Source organism: Kitasatospora sp. NPDC049285 (assembly GCF_040678815.1).
Lineage (GTDB): Bacteria > Actinomycetota > Actinomycetes > Streptomycetales > Streptomycetaceae > Kitasatospora.
Genome location: NZ_JBFAQR010000013.1, coordinates 1 through 17,076 on the forward strand (window position 1 = coordinate 1; position 17,076 = coordinate 17,076).

Sequence of the window (17,076 nt, forward strand, 5' to 3'; positions counted from 1 at the left end):
CTGTTCGGCGTCGGCCCCGAGACTGCCGGCCAGCTCCTCGCATCCGCCGGGGACAACCCCGAACGGATGCGCTCCGAGAGCGCGTTCGCGCACCTTGCCGGGGTCGCACCGATCCCTGCATCCTCGGGCCGCACCCACCGCCACCGCCTCAACCGAGGCGGCGACCGGGCCGCCAACAACGCCCTGCACACCATCGTGCTGGTCCGCATGCGCTACGACGAGCGCACCCGCGCCTACGTCACCCGTCGCACCAAGGAAGGGCTCTCGAAGAAGGACATCACGCGTTGCCTCAAGCGCTTCGTCGCACGAGAGGTCTACCGCGCGCTCACCAGCACAGCAGCCGCACGAATCACTCGAAACGACCTCGCGCCTGCCGCTTGACGTCTATAGGAGCATCGCCGACGGTCACCCCCCTCCCGCGCGCCGCGCCTGGACCTCACCACCCTCCTTGACTTAGGTTAGCCTCACCTAAGCAACCAAGGAGGCTCCCCGTGCTGCCCGACTCCGCCCGCCGGTCGTCCGCCCCCAGCCCCGCCGAACGCGCCCGCACCCTGCTGGAGTTCGCCTCCTCCGCGGTGCTCGACATCCGCGGCGCCGACCTGGCCGCCCGGCCCGGGCTGCCGCCGCTGGTCGCCTGCGCGCTGCGCCCGGACGGCTCGGTCGCGGTCCTGGTGGAACGCGAGTCCGCGCTGCACCGGATCACCGCCCTGGCCCGCACCCCGCTCACCGCCGAACTCGACTGCGTCGACGTCGCCCCGGTCGCCGTCCCGCACCGCATCCGCGGCCGCCTCCAGGCCCGGGGCATCCTCACCGGCGCCCCCGCCGAGGACCCCGCCGCCCACTTCCGCCGCCACGCCGCCGGCAGCCACGCGCTGCTCCGGCTGGAGCTCGACCACCTGGCGCTGGACGACCTGTGGGGCGCCGAGTGCTGCCTCGACCCGGACGCGCTGGCCGCCGCCGCGCCCGACCCGGTCGCCGCCGAGGAGCCGCCGCTGCTGCAGCACCTCGCCACCGCCCACGCCGACCAGTTGCTGGTGCTCGGCGCGCAGGCCCTCGACCACCGCGCCGGCCCGTCCGGCTGGGACGGGCCCGCCAACCGGCTGCGCGAGGTCCGCCCGATCGCCCTGGACCGCCGCGGACTGCGGCTGCGCCTGCTCGGCACCGACCCCGCCGCACTGCTCGACGCCCGCTTCGACTTCCACCACCCGGTGACCGGGCCGGACGACCTGCCCGAGGCGATGCACCGCCTGTTCGCGCACGCCACCGCCCCGACCGCGCGGCGCCGTACCACCGCGCTCGGCAGCGAGAACTGACGAACCGTCAGGGAACGGCTCACCCCTCCGGGCTGATCACCGAGAAGCGCCCGCCCTCGGCGTCCGCCAGCCGGGCCACCCGCCCGTACGGGGAGTCCGCCGGCACGTCCAGCACCCGGCCGCCCAGGCCCACCGCCCGCTTGACCGCGGCGTCGGTGTCGGCGACCGAGAAGAACACCTCCCAGTGCGAGCCGACCTCCTGCGCGGCGCACAGCGCGGCCACGCTGCGGCCCTCCGAGCGCAGCACCACCCGCTCGTGCTCGTACCGGACCTCGAAATGCGCCGGACCGCGGTCGTCCCAGCGGAACACCTCGCCGTAGAACAACGCGGCGGCGAACGGGTCGGCGGTGCGCAGCTCGATCCAGACCGGCGCGCCGGGGTCGGACGTCCAGGGGTCGGCCGGCCAGGTGTCCGCGCCGGGCTCGCCCTCCCAGATGCCGAAGGTCGCGCCGAACGGGTCGGCGGCCAGCGCCACCCGGCCCGCGTCGAAGGCCAGCGGGCCGACCGCCAGGGTGCCGCCGCGCTCGCGCACGCCGTCCGCGGCCCGGTCGGCGCTCTCGATGCCGAAGTAGGTGGTCCAGGCGACCGGGCGCTGCCAGTCCTCGGAGACCACGCTGAGCCCGGCGACCTCCACGCCGTCGACCACCGCGCGCACGTACGGTCCCCAGCGGTCCGGGCCCGGGACGAACTCCCAGCCCAGCAGCGGACCGTAGAAGCCCTGCGCGGCGTCGAGGTCGCGTGCCATCAGGCTGACCCAGCACGGCACCGCGGGCACGCAGCGCACCTTGGCCGTTCGCTCACCCATCCCGCGGGCTCCTCTCGACAGCTCCACCGGCCGGACGACCGGGCCCGTACCCAGCCTAGGCGGCCGGTCCGGCCGGACCGTGGTGCGCCTCGCGGGCGAATCGCGGTCGGTCACCACCGGTCCACGGCGCGCTGCCTCCGCGCGTGCGGAGTGCGGTGACAGGGTCGGTGCGACGCGTCGGGGGAACGGACCGGGGAAGGAACAGAGGCATGGACAACGGAATGGTGATCGTCGGGGCGAGCCTGGCCGGGGCCAAGGCCGCCGAGGCACTGCGCGACCAGGGCTACCGGGGGCCGGTCACGCTGGTCGGCGACGAGCCGGAGCGCCCGTACGAGCGGCCGCCGCTCTCCAAGGGCTACCTGCTCGGCAAGGACGACCGGGAGAAGATCTTCGTCCACCCCGCCGACTGGTACGCCGCGCACGACGTGACGCTGCGGCTGGGCGCCACGGCCTCCGCGATCGACCCGGACGGGCACACCGTCACCCTCGACGGGGGCGAGCAACTGCCGTTCGACAAGCTGCTGTTGGCCACCGGTTCGGCACCTCGACGGCTGCCCGTGCCGGGCGGCGACGGCGACTTCGTGCAGACCCTGCGGCGGGTCGGCGACAGCGACCGGCTGCGGGCGGCGTTCCGGCCCGGCGCGCGCGTGGTGATCGTCGGCGCGGGCTGGATCGGCCTGGAGACCGCCGCCGCGGCCCGCACCGCCGGCGCGGAGGTGACCGTGCTGGAGGCCGCGGAACTGCCGCTGCTGCGGGTGCTCGGCCGCGAGGTCGCCCAGGTCTTCGCCGACCTGCACCGCGCCCACGGCGTGGACCTGCGCTTCGGCGTCCAGGTCGCGGAGCTGCGCGCGGACGGCGTCCGGCTGGGCGACGGCAGCACCGTCCCGGCCGACACCGTCGTGGTCGGCGTCGGCATCAGCCCGAACACCGCCCTCGCCGAGGCCGCCGGCCTCACTGTGGACAACGGCGTGCGCACCGACGAGCACCTGCGCACGTCGCACCCGGACGTGTTCGCGGCGGGCGATGTGGCAAGCGCTTTCCATCCGCTCTTCGGGAAGCCGATCCGGGTCGAACACTGGGCGAACGCACTCAACCAGCCCGCCGTCGCCGCCGCCTCGATGCTCGGCGGCGACGCCGTCTACGACCGGGTGCCGTACTTCTTCACCGACCAGTACGACCTGGGCATGGAGTACACCGGCTACGCGGAGCCCGGCGGCTACGACCGGGTGGTCTTCCGCGGCGACGTGGCCGGGCGGGAGTTCCTGGCGTTCTGGCTGTCCGGCGGGCGGGTGCTGGCCGGGATGAACGTCAACGTCTGGGACGTCACCGACCCGATCCGCGAGCTGGTCCGCTCCGGGCGGAGCGTGGACCCGGAGCGGCTGGCGGACCCGGCGGTGCCGCTGACCGAGATCTGACGGGGCGTCGACGGCTGCGGCCCCCGGGCGCCTCACATCAGCGGGCGGATCGGGGCCTCGGTCGGCCGCTTGAGTTCGCCGTGCGCCTTGGTGAGCAGTTGCATGGCGAGGTCGTTGAGGGCGCGCGCTCCCGCGACCTCCTCGCCCACCCGCAGCTGCGGGCTGTCGCTGTGGTGCCTGGTGGAGTAGCCGTGCGCACGCACCTCCGTGCCGTCGGCGAGGCGGACCATCGCGGCGGCCCTGGTGCGGTCGCCGTCCTCCTCGAACTCCATCTCGATGTGCCATCCGACCAGCGTCCTCATGGCCGCCACCTCCCGGGTGCGAGCAGGGTGTTCGGGACCGGTCCTTCCAGGGTGCGACGCCCGGGCCGCCGGGGCCAGCGCGGGGCGCGCCGGAGCCGGCGCAGGAGCGTGCCGGGACCGGCGCTTGGGCGTGCCGCTCAGTGCTGGGCCGGGACGGTGACCAGGACGGTCCGCCCGTTCTGGGCCTGGCCGGACAGCACGCGGACCTCGAAGTGGTCGATGGCGGACGGGGCGAGCCCGGTGCCGCCGGAGGTGCTCAGCTCGGCGCTGCCCGCGTAGCCGGCCGCCGGGACCTGCCAGCTGGTGACGGTCTGCCGCGCGCCGTCGGCCGCGACGGCGACCAGGTCGCAGGTCTGCGGGCCCTGCAGGTGCGCCAGGTCGAGGCTGATCCGGCTGCCCCAGGTCACGGGGGTGACGCCGATCTTCGCGGACACCCCGGTGGCCGGGTCGGTGGCACTGAACTGCTCGGCGGCGGCAGCGACTTGGCTGCCCTGGGTGAGCGCCCAGGTGGCCGCGGGCCCACCGACCGCGAGGATCGCCGCGACCGCGACCAGCACCAGCCGACGCACCCGGCCGCGCCGCCGCTCGCCGGAGACCTCGGCCAGCAGCCGCGGCAGCAGCTCCGCCGGGGGCTCGACCTGGTCCGCCAACTCCGGCGCGGCGTCCCGTAGTTCTCCCAGCAGTCCGGCCGTCCCGGCGAGCCGCTCGGCGTCGAGCGCGCAGCGCGGGCAGTCGGCCAGGTGGGCGGCGAACCGCTCCCGCCGGTCGGGGTCGAGCACGCCGAGGACGTACGCGGCGACGTCCGAGTGCGGCGGATCGGTGCGCTCGGGCCGGTCCGCGTCGCCCCGGTGCTCGGGCCGGTCGGGGTAGTCGTCGTGGTCGGGGTAGTCGTCGTGGTCGGGGTAGTCGTCGTGGTCGCGGCGGCTGTGCCGGTCGCGGGGGTCGTCGTGGTCGCGGCGGTCGTCGTGGGGGGTGGTCATGGTGTCACTCCCCGTTCCTCCAGGGCGAGCCGGAGGGCTCGCAGGGCGTAGTAGAGCCGGGAGCGGACGGTGCCGGCCGGGATGCCGAGGACGACGGCGGCCTCGGCGGCGGTCCGTCCGCGCAGGTAGGTCTCGGCGATCGCCGCGCGGTGCGGCGGGGAGAGCGCGCCGAGTGCGTCGGCGACGGTCATCAGCCGCAGGGTGCGGTCGAGTTGCTCCTCGGCGCCGAGGTCCACGGCGGGCAGTCGGTCGAGCTCCTCGGCGGGGACCTCGCGGGGGCGGGCGGCGCGGCTGCGGTGTTCGTCGATGACGATCCGCCGGGCGACGGTGACCAGCCAGGGCCGCAGGCTGTGGGGGTCGGGGTCGAGCCGGTCCAGGTGCCGCCAGGCGCGGACCAGGGTCTCCTGGACCACGTCCTCGGCCCGCTGCCGGTCGCCGCCGACCAGGTGCAGCACCAGCCCGTACAGCGGACCGGCGTGCTCCCGGTACAGCGCCCGCATCAGCTCGTCCTCGGCCGGCTGACCGCCGCTCGCGGGCCGCGTCGTCCGGTCCTCGACGGTACGGGCCGGCGGCCGGTCGGCGCGGGAGTCCGGGGCCCGCGGGCCGGCGGGAGGGGGGCCGCCGTGGTGACCGGTGGCGCGGGGGTGCTCGGCCACGGCGCCATCCTCGCGCGTGCGCCCCGCCGGGGCGATCGGGCGCGTCGGACGGTGGCCGCGGGCCGTCCCCGGACCCTCAAGTCCGGGGTGGCTCGTGTCGATAACCGTGGCGGGGGTGCGGCTCGGGCGCCCGCGCCGCACCCCTTCGGCCCGCCAGTCCACGACGGCCTCAGTAGCCGTACCCGCCACCGGTGGACGGGCTGCTCGGCGTGGACGGGGTCGTCGGCGTGGACGGGGTCGTCGGCGTGGACGGGGTCGACGGGCTCGCGCCGCCGGGCATCGCCTTGGCGCCGGTCGGGGTGGCTGCCCACCAGGTGCCCTGGACGCCCTGGCCCTTGGTGTCGCCGGGCTTGGTGTCGGGCGCGTAGCGGTACAACGGCCAGCCGTTCAGCGTCAGTTGGTGGCTGCCGTCGGCGCGGGTGACGGTGGAGACGAGCTTGGCGTCGATGCCCTTGAGCTGGCTGGTGTCGCCACCGGCCAGGGCGGGCGGCCAGGTGGTGGCGCAGGCGCCGGTGCAGTGCGAGGCCGAGGGGCTGGCGGTGTCCTGGTCGAAGCGGTAGAGCGTGAACCCCTGGCCGTCGGTGACCAGGGTGCCGAGGGTGGCGTTCTGCTCGGTCATCAGGGCCGCCCCGCCCGCGGAGGGGCTGGCGGGGGCGCTGGACGCGGGCGACTTGGCGGAGTTGGAGGAGTAGCCGCCGGAGCCGCACCCGGCGACCAGGGCCGCGGCGGCGAGGGCGCCTGCGGCGAGGAGGGTGGCACGTCGGCTGGTGTAGGTCATGGCGGTTCCCGGGACGGTGTCGGACGGCCGTTCGGCCGGTTCACCCGGGAGTACGCACGGCGCGGCGCGGGTGTTCAGCGGCTCCGGCGGATGGAATAGTCCCGGTGGCGGCGGGGTTGTGCCGGGCGTGGGTCCGGGTAGGGACCCGGACGGTTTCGAATCCGACTGCGGAAGGCAGGTGGCGAGATGAGCACGGTGGAATTGACCAAGGAGAACTTCGACGAGGTGGTCCAGGGTGAGGACGGGAAGGCCTTCGTCCTGATCGACTTCTGGGCGGCCTGGTGCGGCCCGTGCCGTCAGTTCGCGCCGGTCTTCGAGCGCGCGTCGGACAAGCACGGCGACCTCACCTTCGCGAAGGTCGACACCGAGGCGCAGCAGGAGCTGGCGGCGGCGTTCGACATCCGGTCGATTCCGACGCTGGCGATCATCCGCGAGGGCGTGTTGGTGTTCGCCCAGCCGGGTGCGCTGCCGGAGGCCGCACTGGAGGATCTGATCGGCCAGGCCCGGAAGTTGGACATGGCCGAGGTGCACGCCGGGGTGGCGGCGCAGAAGGCCGGTCAGAACTGAGCCGCAGCCTGCGGTCGTTGACGCGGAAGGGGTACCGGGAAGGCTCCCGGTACCCCTTCCGCGTTCCTGTTGTCGCGGCCCCGCCCGCCCCGCGCGTGCGTTTCGGGCGTGCGCGTGCGTTCGGGCCCGTCGACCGGCTCTCACCGGTGGACGGGCCCGAACGGGTGTGGTGCGACGGTCAGTTGAGGGTGGCGGTCATCTCCCACTGGAGCAGCTCGGCACCCTCCGGTCCGGCGGTGACCCGCTGGCCCTCGGCACCGGTGATGCGCAGCGCGTCGCCCTCGTGGAGCAGGCCGGCGCCTTCGACGGCGGCCTCGCCGCGGGCCACGAAGAGGTGGACGAACGGCGCGGTGGCGAGCTCCAGGGTCTCGCCGGGGCGCACCCGGGAGACGTGCATCGCGGCGTGCTTCTGCCGGATGCCGATCGCCCGCTGGTTGGCGTGCTTGGCCATGCCGGACGCCAGGGTGGTCCAACCGCCGCGGGCGAGCTGGTCGTTGATGTCCAGCTGCTCGTAGCCGGGGACGATTCCGGCGGCGTCCGGGATGGTCCACATCTGGATGAAGCGGACCGGGTCGCGGTGCTCGGGCTCGCCGGTGAGCGTCCAGGAGTCGTTCTTCTCGCTGTGCAGGATGCCGGTGCCGGCGCTCATCCGCTGGGCCAGGCCCGGGTAGATGACGCCGTTGTGGCCCTCGGAGTCCTGGTGGACCAGGCCGCCGTCCAGCACCCAGGTGATGATCTCCATGTCCTGGTGCGGGTGGGTGTCGAAGCCGGTGCCCGGGGCGACGATGTCGTCGTTGGAGACCAACAGGACGCCGAAGTGGGTGTTGGCCGGGTCCCAGTGCCGGGAGAACGAGAAGGAGTGCTTGGAGTCCAGCCACCCGGCCTGGGTGTGGAAGCGGTCCTCGGCTCGGCGCAGGTCGATCGTGGATGCCATCGGGTCCTCCTTCTCGGGTCTTTGTTGAATCATAAACCATCCCGGGTCGGCGAACATTCCGGCGCGGTGCCGTGCAGCTGTCAGACCCCCGGAGCACACTGTCGCGAGACCGCGCACAACCGACTCCGGATGGTTCGCCATGACTGACGTACGGGATGTCCTGCTGGCCGTGGGCACGCAGAAGGGCCTCTTCCTCGGCCGGAGTTCGGACCGGCGGAGCTGGGAGTTCAGCGGCCCGCACTTCCAGATGAACGCGATCTACTCGGTGGCGGTCGACAAGCGCGGCGGCCGCACCCGGCTGCTGGTGGGCGCCGATTCCAGCCACTGGGGGCCGTCGGTCTGGTGGTCGGACGACCTCGGCGCGAGCTGGCAGGAGCCGGAGCAGCCGGCCGTCCGCTTCCCCGAGCGGACCGGCGCCTCGCTGGAGCGGGTCTGGCAGCTCTGCCCGGCGGGCGAGGAGGCGCCCGGGGTGGTCTACGCGGGCACCGAGCCCGCCGCCCTGTTCCGCTCCACCGACGGCGGCGAGCGCTTCACCCTGGTCGACGCGCTCTGGGACCACCCGCAGCGCGAGCACTGGGGCGCCGGCTTCGGCGGGCAGGGCATGCACACCGTCCTCACCGACCCGCGCGACGCGGACACCGTCACCGTCGCGGTCTCCTCCGGCGGCGTCTACCGCACCACCGACGGGGGCCGCAGCTGGGAGCCGTCCAACGCCGGGATCCGCGCGGACTTCCTGCCCGAGCGGTTCCCCGAGTTCGGCCAGTGCGTGCACAAGATGGCCCGCGACGCGGGCGACCCGGACCGGATCTACCTGCAGAACCACGGCGGCGTCTACCGCAGCGACGACGCCGGCCGCACCTGGAAGTCCATCGCCGGCGACCTCCCCGCCGACTTCGGCTTCGGCGTGGCGGCCCACCCGCACACCCCCGGCACCGCCTACCTCTTCCCGCTCGACGCCGACTACGCCCGCCTCCCGGTCGACCGCCGCTGCCGGGTCTTCCGCACCACCGACGCCGGCGAGACCTGGCAGCCGCTGGCCACCGGACTGCCGGTGGAGCAGCACTACGGCGTGGTGCTGCGCGACGCGCTCTGCACCGACGACGCCGACCCGGCCGGCGTGTACTTCGGCAACCGCAACGGCGAGGTGTACGGCTCCCCGGACGGCGGCGAGCACTGGTCCCTGCTCACCTCGCACCTCCCGGACGTCCTGTGCGTCCGGGCCGCGGCGCTCTGACGCTCCCCGCGCGGGGCCGCGCGGCGGTCAGGCGTCGGTGGCGCGCAGGCGGTCGCTGACGGTGCCGAGGCTCTCGGCCAGGGCGGCGAGCTGCGCGGGGCTGAGGACGTCGATCAGCGCCTCGCGGACGGCCGCGACGTGGCCGGGGGCGGCGGCGCGCAGGACCTGCCAGCCCTCCTCGGTGATCTCGGCGAAGACGCCGCGGACGTCGCTGGGACAGGAGCGGCGGCCGACCAGGCCGGCCTTCTCCAGCTGGGTGACCTGGTAGGTCAGGCCGCTCTTGGAGGTGATCAGCCGGTCGGCCAGGTCGGTCATCCGCAGCGACCCGCCGGGCGCGGCGGAGAGCTGCACCAGGATCTCGTACTGGGTGTGGGAGAGGCCCGCGTCGTCCTTGAGCTGGCGCTCCAGGCGACGGGCGACCAGGTTGGTGGCCGCGACGAAGCCCCGCCAGGCGGCCATCTCGGTCTCGTTGAGCCAGCGCGGTTGGTCCGTGGGCCGTTCGTCCATACCCGCATCCTACTCTTGTTGTTCAAATTCGAACTCGGGTGTACCGTCGAAAGCACGAGGTTCAAATTTGAACTATGGGAGATGGACGATGAGCACCGCCAGCACCGAGCGCATGCCCGCGCTCTACCTCTCGCACGGCGCCCCGCCGCTCGCCGACGACCCGATCTGGCCCGGCGAGCTCGCCGCCTGGTCCGCCGACCTGCCCCGCCCGAAGGCCGTCCTGATGGTCTCCGCGCACTGGGAGGAGGCCCCGCTGGCCATCGGCGCCACCGCCGCGGTGCCGCTGGTCTACGACTTCTGGGGCTTCCCCGAGCACTACTACCAGGTCCGCTACGCCGCCCCCGGAGCGCCCGAACTCGCCGAGTCCGTCCGCAAGTTGCTGCGCGGCCCCGGCACCCCGGTGCAGGACGTCCCGGACCGCGGCCTGGACCACGGCGCGTACGTCCCGCTGGTGGAGATGTACCCCGACGCGGACATCCCGGTGCTGCAGATCTCGCTGCCCACCCTGGACCCGCAGAAGCTGCTGGAGATCGGCCGCAAGCTCGCGCCGCTGCGCGACGAGGGCGTGCTGATCGTCGGCTCCGGCTTCTTCACCCACAACCTGCGCGCCCTCTCGCCCGACGGCCGTGTGACGTCCGTCATGGCCGAGTTCGACGACTGGGGCCGCCGCGCCCTGGAGGCCCGCGACCTGGACGCGCTGCTCGACTTCGAGACCAAGGCCCCGGCCGGCCGGCTCGCCCACCCGCGCACCGAGCACTTCGCCCCGCTCTTCGTCACCCTCGGCGCCGGCGAGGCCGACCTCGGCGCGCAGCGCAGCGTCATCGACGGCTTCTGGATGGGCCTGGCCAAGCGCTCCGTCCAGCTCGGCTGACGTCACACCCGGGCCTTGTGGGGGGGGGTCGACCGGACGTGGGGGGGTTCCCGAGGGGGGAACGCACCTCAGGAGACTCTTCATGGCTGCTTCCGGCCGCGACAACCACCGCTCCCACGAACGGAGTTCGAAGCAGGACCGGCGCGCCCGGCTGGCCGCCGAGCGGGCCGCCGAGGCCCGCCGGGAACGGCGCCGGCGGATCGCGCTCCGGGGCGGACTCGGCGCGGCGGCACTGGCGCTGTTCGGCGGGGTGACCGCGATGGCGGTGACCACCACCCACTCCGGCTCCTCCCCCGCCGCTGCCGCGATCCCCGCCCAACCGCGCACCACCGCCGACGGGCGGACCACCGCCCCGCCGTGGGACGCCCCGAGCGGCGCCGCCGCCGCGGCCGCAGTCCGACAGGCCGGACTGCCGATGCTCACCGCCGAGGGCACCGCCCTGCACCTGCACGCCCACCTCGACGTGTACGTGAACGGGCAGGCGGTGCCGGTCCCCGCCGACCTCGGCATCGACGAACAGGCCGGGCAGGTCAGCCCGTTGCACACCCACGACGGGAGCGGCGTGATCCACGTCGAGTCGCCCGTCCAGGCGGACTTCACCCTCGGCCAGTTCCTCACCGAGTGGCAGGTCTCCACCTCCGCCGACCACCTCGGCGGGCTGCGCACGGACGCCGACCACACCCTCACCGCGTACGTCAACGGCCAGGCGGTGAGCGGCGATCCGGCCGCGATCACGCTGCACGCGCACGACGAGATCGCCCTGGTGTACGGCACCGCGGCCGACAACGCGCGGGTGAGCGTGCCGGGTTCGTACGCCTTCCCGAGCGGGATGTGAGCGGGCGGGTGGACTGCCGCTGACCGAACGGCGGTTCAGTAGCCGCAGGTGAACCGTTCGCCGTGGTGGCTGGGTTGCTCGAGTTCGTCGACCAGCGCGGTGGCGAAGTCGGGGAGGGAGATGCTGCTCAACCCGTCCGGGGTGGTCACCAACTCGTCGGTGGCGGTGCGGTAGTGGCCGGTGCGCTCGCCGGGGAGCAGGCTCTGCGGCGGGCTGAGCACCGTCCAGTCCAGGTCGGCGACGGTCCGCAGGTAGTCCAGCGCGCGGCCGTGCGCGCGCATCACCTCCAGGGTGCGGGGTGCCAGCGCCGGGTCGTCCCAGAGCAGCACGCCCGGCCGGACCTCGAGCCCGCCCGCCCCGCCGACCACCAGCAGCCGCGGTGCGGCGTCGGCGAGTCGGCGCAGGCCGGCGACCAGCGCGTGGGCCGCCGGTTCGATCAGCCGCCCACGTCCGGGGCCGTCACCGCCGCCGACCGCGCTGACCACGGCCTGTTCCTGCGCCGCCGCCCGGGCCACGTCCGCCGGGTCGAGCACGTCCGCCCGCACCACCCTGATCGCCAGCCCCTGGTACTCCTCCGGCCGCCGCACCACCGCCGTCACCCGGTGCCCCCGCGCCAGCGCCTCGGTCACCACGCACCGGCCGATCCCGCCGTTCGCCCCGATGACCGCGACCCGCATCCCTAGCCGCCTTCACTCTCCGTCAGCGCTGCCGCACCATCAGTACCACGCCCGCCGCCACCGGTCGGGGACCCGGCGGTGCGACGCCGGTCAGGCGGGTTCGGGCGCGGCGGCAGGGACGGCGGGCGGCGCGGTCGCGGGTGCGAGCGGCACGGTTACGGGCGCGGGCGCGGGGTCGAACGCGGACTCCGGTGCGAAGAGGTAGCCGCGGAACCAGGTGGGGAAGGCGCGGCGCAGCGCGGTGGGGCCGTCGAGGCGGGCGGCTCCGGTGCGCAGCACGGCGCCCCAGGGCAACTCGCCCAGCCACCAGCGGGTGAAGGCGTCGAGGTCGGCGCGGATCCGGAGGTCGACGGAGAGGCCGAGGTCCTCGGTGCACAGGACGGGGTCGACCGCCGTCAGGTGCAGGAAGAACCGCTCCGGCACCGCCTCCGGGAAGTGCAGTTCGACCACGGTGCGGCCGGCGGGGAGGCGGTCGTGGTGGAGGCGGCGGCGCATGTCCCAGGTGAGCGCCTGCGGGTCGAGGTGGCCGGGCTGCAGTCCGCGGCGGTCCCATCCGCCCGCCCAGGCGCCGAGTTCGGCGATGACGAGCTCTCCGGCGAGGAGGTGCTGCGCGGGATCATCGAGGGCCGCATCCCGGCGCCGCCGATCGCCGGCACCCTGAGCTTCCGGCTGGTGGAGGCCGGCCCGGGCACGGCGGTGTTCGAGGGCGAGACCGGCGAGCACCTGTACAACCCGCTGGGCAGCGTGCACGGCGGCTACCTCGCCACCCTGCTGGACTCCGCGCTGGGCAGCGCCGTGATGAGCCGCCTCCCGGCCGGCACCGGCTACACCACCACCCAGCTCAACATCCATCTGGTCCGGCCGGTCTTCGCCGACACCGGCCTGCTGCGCTGCGAGGGCACCGCCCTCCACGTGGGCCGCACCGTCGCCACCGCCGAGGCCCGGGTGATCGGCGAGAACGGCAAGCTCTACGCCCACGGCACCACCACCTGCGCGGTCTTCCCCCTCTGACCCCGCCGCCGCCCGCCTCCCCTCGTCCCTTCCGGTGACGACCGTCACGCGGGTGTCGAGGGGCTCGCGTCGGGCGGGCGGGCAGGGTAGGACTGGGGTACCGGTCGCGGGAAAGGGTGGCGGATGGACGGGTTGGCGCGGGACCTGCTGGCGGAGGGGGCCGAACTCGACTCCCTGGTGGCCGGGTTGGATGCGGCGGGGCTGGCCACGGCGACGCCCGCGGCGGGCTGGACGGTGGCGCACCAACTCTCGCACCTGGCCTGGACCGACCGCTGGACGCTGCTCTCGGCCCGCGACCCGGAGGGCTTCGCGGCGGCGCTGGCCCGCGAGTTCGAGCACGGGATGTCGGCGGTGGACGAGGGCGCGGCGGAGGGCGCCGGGGAGGAGCCCGCCGCGCTGCTCGGGCGCTGGCGCGAAGGCCGCACGGAGGTGGCGCAGGCGCTCGCCGCGGTCCCGGACGAGGTGCGGCTGCCGTGGTTCGGCCCGCCGATGAAGGCCCGTTCGATGCTGACGGCCCGTCTGATGGAGACCTGGGCGCACGGCCAGGACGTGGCCGACGCGCTCGGCGCCGACCGCGTCCCCACCGACCGGCTGCGGCACATCGCCCACCTGGGCATCCGCACCGTCGGCTTCGCCTTCGCCGCGCACGGGCTGGCCACCCCGACCGCCCCGTTCCGCGTCGAACTGCTTTCCCCCGGAGGCGAGTTGTGGACCTGGGGCCCGGACGACGCCACCGACCGGGTGACCGGCCCCGCCCTCGACTTCTGCCTCCTGGTCACCCAACGCCGCCACCGCGACGACCTCGCCCTCACCGCCGAGGGCCCCGCCGCCCGCACCTGGCTCCCGATCGCCCAGGCCTTCGCCGGCCCTCCCGGCCCGGGCCGCCCACCACAGGGCTGACCCGACGCCGCCCGACCAACCGTCAGCGGACCTTCGCGCAAGCCCGTCGGGGGGGCGGTCAGAAGCCGATGCGCAGGGGGCTGATGCGGGTGGCGATGAGGTTGGTGGCGCCGTGGGTGCGTTCGACGGTGCCGTGGATGAGGAGGCCTGCGCGTTCCAGGACGGTGCGGCGGTGGGCCTGCCAGACCGGGCGGTTGCAGATGACGTTGATCAGGCCGGTCTCGTCCTCCAGGCTGAGGAAGAGGACGCCGCCGGCGGTGGGCGGGCGTTGGCGGTGGGTGACCAGGGCGCCGACCACGACGGAGGTGCCGGGCGGGACGTCCTGGAGTTCGGCGGCGGTGACGGCGCCGCCGTGGCGCAGGGCCGCGCGCAGGTGCTGGACGGGGTGGGTGGTGGCGGAGCTGCCGGTGGCCCAGAGGTCGGCGATGGTCTCCTCGACGGGGGTCATCGGCGGCAGCGGCGGGGCGTCCGCGCCGGGGACGGTGCCGGGCAGCGAGTTCGGGTCGACCGCGGCGAACATGCCCGCCGACCAGAGGGCCTGACGGCGGCCCAGGCCGAAGCAGGAGAACGCGCCGGCGGTGGCGAGCGCCTCCAGCACGGGCCGGGCCAGGCCGGTGCGGCGGGCGAAGTCCTCCAGGTCGGCGTAGGGGCGTCCGGCGACGATGGTCTCGGCCTGGGGTTGGCCGAGGCCGCGCACCGAGGTGAGCCCGAGCCGGATCGCGGCCTGCGGCGTGCCGGCGGTGAGCGGGTGCCGGAAGGAGGGGTGGAAGGGCGGTTCCAGGGTGGGCCCGGGGGCGCTGACCGCGACGTCGACGGCGCGCACCCGCACGCCGTGCCGCCGGACGTCGGTGATCAGGCTGAGCGGCGAGTAGAAGCCCATCGGCTGGTTGGCGAGCAGGGCGCAGGTGAAGGCCGCCGGGTGGTGGTACTTGAGCCAGGAGCTGGCCCACACCAGGTAGGCGAAGCTGATCGCGTGGGACTCCGGGAAGCCGTAGTTGGAGAAGGCCTCGATCTTGGTGTAGACGTCCTCGGCGACCTCGGGCGGGATGCCGCGCTCGGCCATCCCCTCCAGCAGCCGGGTGCGCAGTTCGGCGACCCGTTCCAGGGAGCGTTTGGCGCCCATCGCCTGGCGCAGCCGGTCGCTCTCGTCGGGGCTGAACCCGGCGCAGTCGATGGCGAGTTGCATCATCTGCTCCTGGAACAGCGGGACCCCGAGGGTCTTGGCGAGGGCGCGCCGCATCGTCTCGTGCGGGATGTCGACGGGTTCGACGCCGGCCCGGCGGCGCAGGTAGGGGTGGACCGAGCCGCCCTGGATCGGGCCGGGCCGGATCAGTGCGACCTCGACCACCAGGTCGTAGAACTTCTCCGGCTTCAGCCGGGGCAGGGTGGCCATCTGGGCCCGCGACTCGATCTGGAACACGCCGACGGTGTCGGCCCGTTGGAGCATCTGGTAGACCTGCGGATCGTGCTGGGGGATGGACGCGAGGTCGATCCGCCGCCCGTAGTGCCGCTCGATCAGGTCGCAGGTGTCGTGCAGGGCGGCGAGCATGCCGAGGCCGAGCAGGTCGATCTTGACCAGTCCGGCGCCGGCCGTGGAGTCCTTGTCCCACTGCAGCACGGACCGGCCCGGCATCCGGGCCCACTCGGTGGGGCAGATCTGGCCGACCGGCTCCCGGGTGAGCACCATGCCGCCCGAGTGGATGCCCAAGTGCCTCGGCAGGCCGTGGAGTTGGCTGCCGATGTCGACGACGTCAGCGGGGATGACGGCGTCGTCCCGGACGGTGCCGTGGAACTCCACCTGGCGGGTGAAGGCGTCGACCTGCTCGGCCGGGTAGCCGAGCGCCCGGGCGGCGTCGCGCAGGGCGAGCCGCGGCCGGTAGGTGATCACGTTGGCGACCTGGGCGGCGTGGCCGCGGCCGTAGCGGCCGTAGACGTACTGGATGACCTCCTCGCGGCGGCGGTTCTCGATGTCCAGGTCGATGTCGGGCGGGCCGTCCCGGGCCACGCTGAGGAAGCGTTCGAACAGCAGGCCGTAGGCGATCGGGTCGACGGCGGTGATGCCGAGGGCGTAGCAGACCGCGGAGTTGGCGGCCGAGCCGCGGCCCTGGCACCAGATGTCCTCGCGGCGGCAGAAGTCGACGATGTCGTGGACGATCAGGAAGTACCCGGCCAGGTCGCGGGTCTCGATCACGTCGAGTTCGCGGGCGAGTTGGCGGCGGGCGTCCTCGTTGTCGGCGCCGAAGCGCAGCGGTCCGGCCGCGGCGACCAGGGCGCGCAGGTGGCTGGTCTCGGTGTGGCCCTCGGGGACGGGGTAGCCGGGCAGTTGCGGGTCGAGCTTGGCGAAGTCGAAGGCGCAGGCCCGGCCCAGTTCGGCGGTGGCCTGCCGGACGCCGGGGAAGCGCCGCAGCCGCTGGGCCATCTCCCGGCCGGAGCGCAGGTGCGCGGTGCCGGACGCCATCGTGTACGGGGCGGCCTGTTCCAGGGTGCGGCGTTCGTGCAGCGCGGCCAGGGTCTGCGCCAGCCTGCCCTGGGCGGGTGCGGCGTGGTGGACGTTGTTGCTGGCCACCGTCGGCAGCCCGGTGCGCTCCGCCAGCGCGGCCAGCCGGTCGTTGCGCAGGTCGTCGCCGGGCAACCGGTGGTCGATCAGCTCGACGTACACGTTCTCCGCGCCGAACGCCTCGGTGAGGGTGCGCAGTTCGCGTTCCGCCGCGTCCTCCCCGGCGGTCGCCAGGGCGTGCCGGACCCGGCCGCGGCGGCAGCCGGAGAGCACCGCCCAGTGGCCCTCGTGCGCCTCGGCGAGTTCGGCGAAGTCGTACGTCGGGTTGTTCTTGGCGCCGCCGCGCAGTTGGGCGGCGCTGATCGCCGCCGACAGCCGCCGGTAGCCCTCCGGGTCGCGGGCCAGCACCAGCAGGTGGTCGTCCGCGGCGACGCTGAGCTCCGCGCCGAAGACCGTGCCGATCCCGGCGCGCCGCGCCGCCTCGGCCAGCCGGACCACCCCGTAGAACCCGTCGTGGTCGGTGAGCGCCAGCGTCTCGACGCCCAACCGCACGGCCTCGTCGACCAGTTGCTCCGGGTCGCTGGCGCCGTCCAGGAAGCTGAACGCCGAGTGGACGTGCAACTCCGCCCAGGGGACGGCGTCCTGGGGCCTGGGCTGCGGCTGCCGTTCCGCCGGCGGGTGCGGCTGCGCGGGCCCGTCCGGGGTGCGGATGCCGGACATCCGGCGCTGCAACTCGGTCCAGGGGAGCGAGGGGTGGCTGGTGAATCCCATCGCGGGTGGTGCTCCGGTCTCGG

General features: G+C 74.5%; 19 protein-coding genes. 9 read left to right on the plus strand and 10 right to left on the minus strand.

Annotation, left to right across the window (positions count from 1 at the left end; genetic code table 11):
- Together AB0K51_RS11530 and AB0K51_RS11535 are read left to right on the plus strand one after the other, a co-directional pair.
- Positions 1-381 (plus strand): IS110 family transposase (locus AB0K51_RS11530; RefSeq protein WP_363453139.1); only part of this gene is annotated, 381 nt, incomplete at its 5' end.
- Positions 382-491: 110 nt separating this feature from the next.
- On the plus strand, positions 492-1,313 hold the full coding sequence (locus AB0K51_RS11535) for a DUF2470 domain-containing protein (RefSeq protein WP_363453141.1): 822 nt from the start codon (positions 492-494) through the stop codon (positions 1,311-1,313).
- Positions 1,314-1,332: 19 nt separating this feature from the next.
- Here AB0K51_RS11535 and AB0K51_RS11540 read toward each other — a convergent pair whose 3' ends face one another.
- On the minus strand, positions 1,333-2,118 hold the full coding sequence (locus AB0K51_RS11540) for a VOC family protein (RefSeq protein WP_363453143.1): 786 nt from the start codon (positions 2,116-2,118) through the stop codon (positions 1,333-1,335).
- A gap of 209 nt (positions 2,119-2,327) precedes the next feature.
- Here AB0K51_RS11540 and AB0K51_RS11545 point away from each other — a divergent pair, with 209 nt between their 5' ends.
- A complete protein-coding gene (locus tag AB0K51_RS11545; protein ID WP_363453145.1) occupies positions 2,328-3,533 on the plus strand; it encodes an FAD-dependent oxidoreductase in 1,206 nt (401 codons plus the stop codon).
- Positions 3,534-3,565: 32 nt separating this feature from the next.
- On the opposite strand, the gene AB0K51_RS11550 is transcribed toward AB0K51_RS11545, so the two are convergent.
- From AB0K51_RS11550 to AB0K51_RS11565, 4 genes are all read right to left on the minus strand, one after another.
- Positions 3,566-3,835: a DUF1876 domain-containing protein gene (locus tag AB0K51_RS11550; protein WP_363453147.1), complete on the minus strand. Its 270-nt coding sequence runs from the start codon at positions 3,833-3,835 to the stop codon at positions 3,566-3,568.
- A 137-nt stretch (positions 3,836-3,972) separates the two neighbouring features.
- A complete protein-coding gene (locus AB0K51_RS11555) occupies positions 3,973-4,815 on the minus strand; it encodes a zf-HC2 domain-containing protein (protein WP_363453149.1) in 843 nt (280 codons plus the stop codon).
- Complete coding sequence (locus AB0K51_RS11560; protein ID WP_363453151.1) at positions 4,812-5,471, minus strand: sigma-70 family RNA polymerase sigma factor; 660 nt, start codon at positions 5,469-5,471, stop codon at positions 4,812-4,814. The genes AB0K51_RS11555 and AB0K51_RS11560 overlap by 4 nt, the downstream gene beginning before the upstream one ends.
- Before the next feature lie 169 nt (positions 5,472-5,640).
- Positions 5,641-6,249, minus strand: a complete 609-nt coding sequence (locus AB0K51_RS11565; RefSeq protein ID WP_363453153.1) for a hypothetical protein — start codon at positions 6,247-6,249, stop codon at positions 5,641-5,643.
- Between the two features lie 186 nt (positions 6,250-6,435).
- Between AB0K51_RS11565 and trxA the strand changes: the two genes are divergently transcribed.
- Positions 6,436-6,816, plus strand: a complete 381-nt coding sequence (gene trxA, locus AB0K51_RS11570) for a thioredoxin (protein ID WP_363453155.1) — start codon at positions 6,436-6,438, stop codon at positions 6,814-6,816.
- A gap of 178 nt (positions 6,817-6,994) precedes the next feature.
- Here the strand turns inward: trxA and AB0K51_RS11575 are convergent, their stop codons facing one another.
- Positions 6,995-7,750, minus strand: a complete 756-nt coding sequence (locus AB0K51_RS11575) for a pirin family protein (RefSeq protein ID WP_363453157.1) — start codon at positions 7,748-7,750, stop codon at positions 6,995-6,997.
- A 139-nt stretch (positions 7,751-7,889) separates the two neighbouring features.
- On the opposite strand from AB0K51_RS11575, the gene AB0K51_RS11580 reads away from it, so the two are divergent.
- A complete protein-coding gene (locus tag AB0K51_RS11580) occupies positions 7,890-8,984 on the plus strand; it encodes an exo-alpha-sialidase (protein WP_363453159.1) in 1,095 nt (364 codons plus the stop codon).
- Positions 8,985-9,011: 27 nt separating this feature from the next.
- Here the strand turns inward: AB0K51_RS11580 and AB0K51_RS11585 are convergent, their stop codons facing one another.
- Positions 9,012-9,491, minus strand: coding sequence for a MarR family transcriptional regulator (locus AB0K51_RS11585; RefSeq protein ID WP_363453161.1), 480 nt, complete (start codon positions 9,489-9,491; stop codon positions 9,012-9,014).
- Between the two features lie 88 nt (positions 9,492-9,579).
- Here AB0K51_RS11585 and AB0K51_RS11590 point away from each other — a divergent pair, with 88 nt between their 5' ends.
- A complete protein-coding gene (locus AB0K51_RS11590; RefSeq protein ID WP_363453163.1) occupies positions 9,580-10,362 on the plus strand; it encodes a class III extradiol ring-cleavage dioxygenase in 783 nt (260 codons plus the stop codon).
- 82 nt (positions 10,363-10,444) lie between these two features.
- Complete coding sequence (locus AB0K51_RS11595; RefSeq protein WP_363453165.1) at positions 10,445-11,197, plus strand: hypothetical protein; 753 nt, start codon at positions 10,445-10,447, stop codon at positions 11,195-11,197.
- Between the two features lie 35 nt (positions 11,198-11,232).
- Here the strand turns inward: AB0K51_RS11595 and AB0K51_RS11600 are convergent, their stop codons facing one another.
- Positions 11,233-11,874, minus strand: a complete 642-nt coding sequence (locus AB0K51_RS11600) for an NAD(P)H-binding protein (RefSeq protein ID WP_363453167.1) — start codon at positions 11,872-11,874, stop codon at positions 11,233-11,235.
- Positions 11,875-11,964: 90 nt separating this feature from the next.
- Entirely contained in the window at positions 11,965-12,369 is a 405-nt protein-coding gene (locus AB0K51_RS11605; protein ID WP_363453169.1) for a hypothetical protein, read from the minus strand.
- Here AB0K51_RS11605 and AB0K51_RS11610 point away from each other — a divergent pair.
- Together AB0K51_RS11610 and AB0K51_RS11615 are read left to right on the plus strand one after the other, a co-directional pair.
- The gene (locus AB0K51_RS11610; RefSeq protein ID WP_363453171.1) at positions 12,349-12,885 is read left to right on the plus strand and encodes a PaaI family thioesterase; all 537 of its coding nucleotides are present in this window, start codon (positions 12,349-12,351) and stop codon (positions 12,883-12,885) included. The genes AB0K51_RS11605 and AB0K51_RS11610 overlap by 21 nt on opposite strands.
- A 123-nt stretch (positions 12,886-13,008) precedes the next feature.
- Entirely contained in the window at positions 13,009-13,785 is a 777-nt protein-coding gene (locus AB0K51_RS11615) for a TIGR03084 family metal-binding protein (RefSeq protein ID WP_363453173.1), read from the plus strand.
- Positions 13,786-13,843: 58 nt separating this feature from the next.
- On the opposite strand, the gene AB0K51_RS11620 is transcribed toward AB0K51_RS11615, so the two are convergent.
- Positions 13,844-17,053 carry an error-prone DNA polymerase gene (locus AB0K51_RS11620; protein ID WP_363453175.1) on the minus strand — a complete coding sequence of 1,070 codons (3,210 nt, stop codon included), beginning with the start codon at positions 17,051-17,053 and terminating at the stop codon, positions 13,844-13,846.
- Positions 17,054-17,076 lie beyond the last annotated feature (23 nt).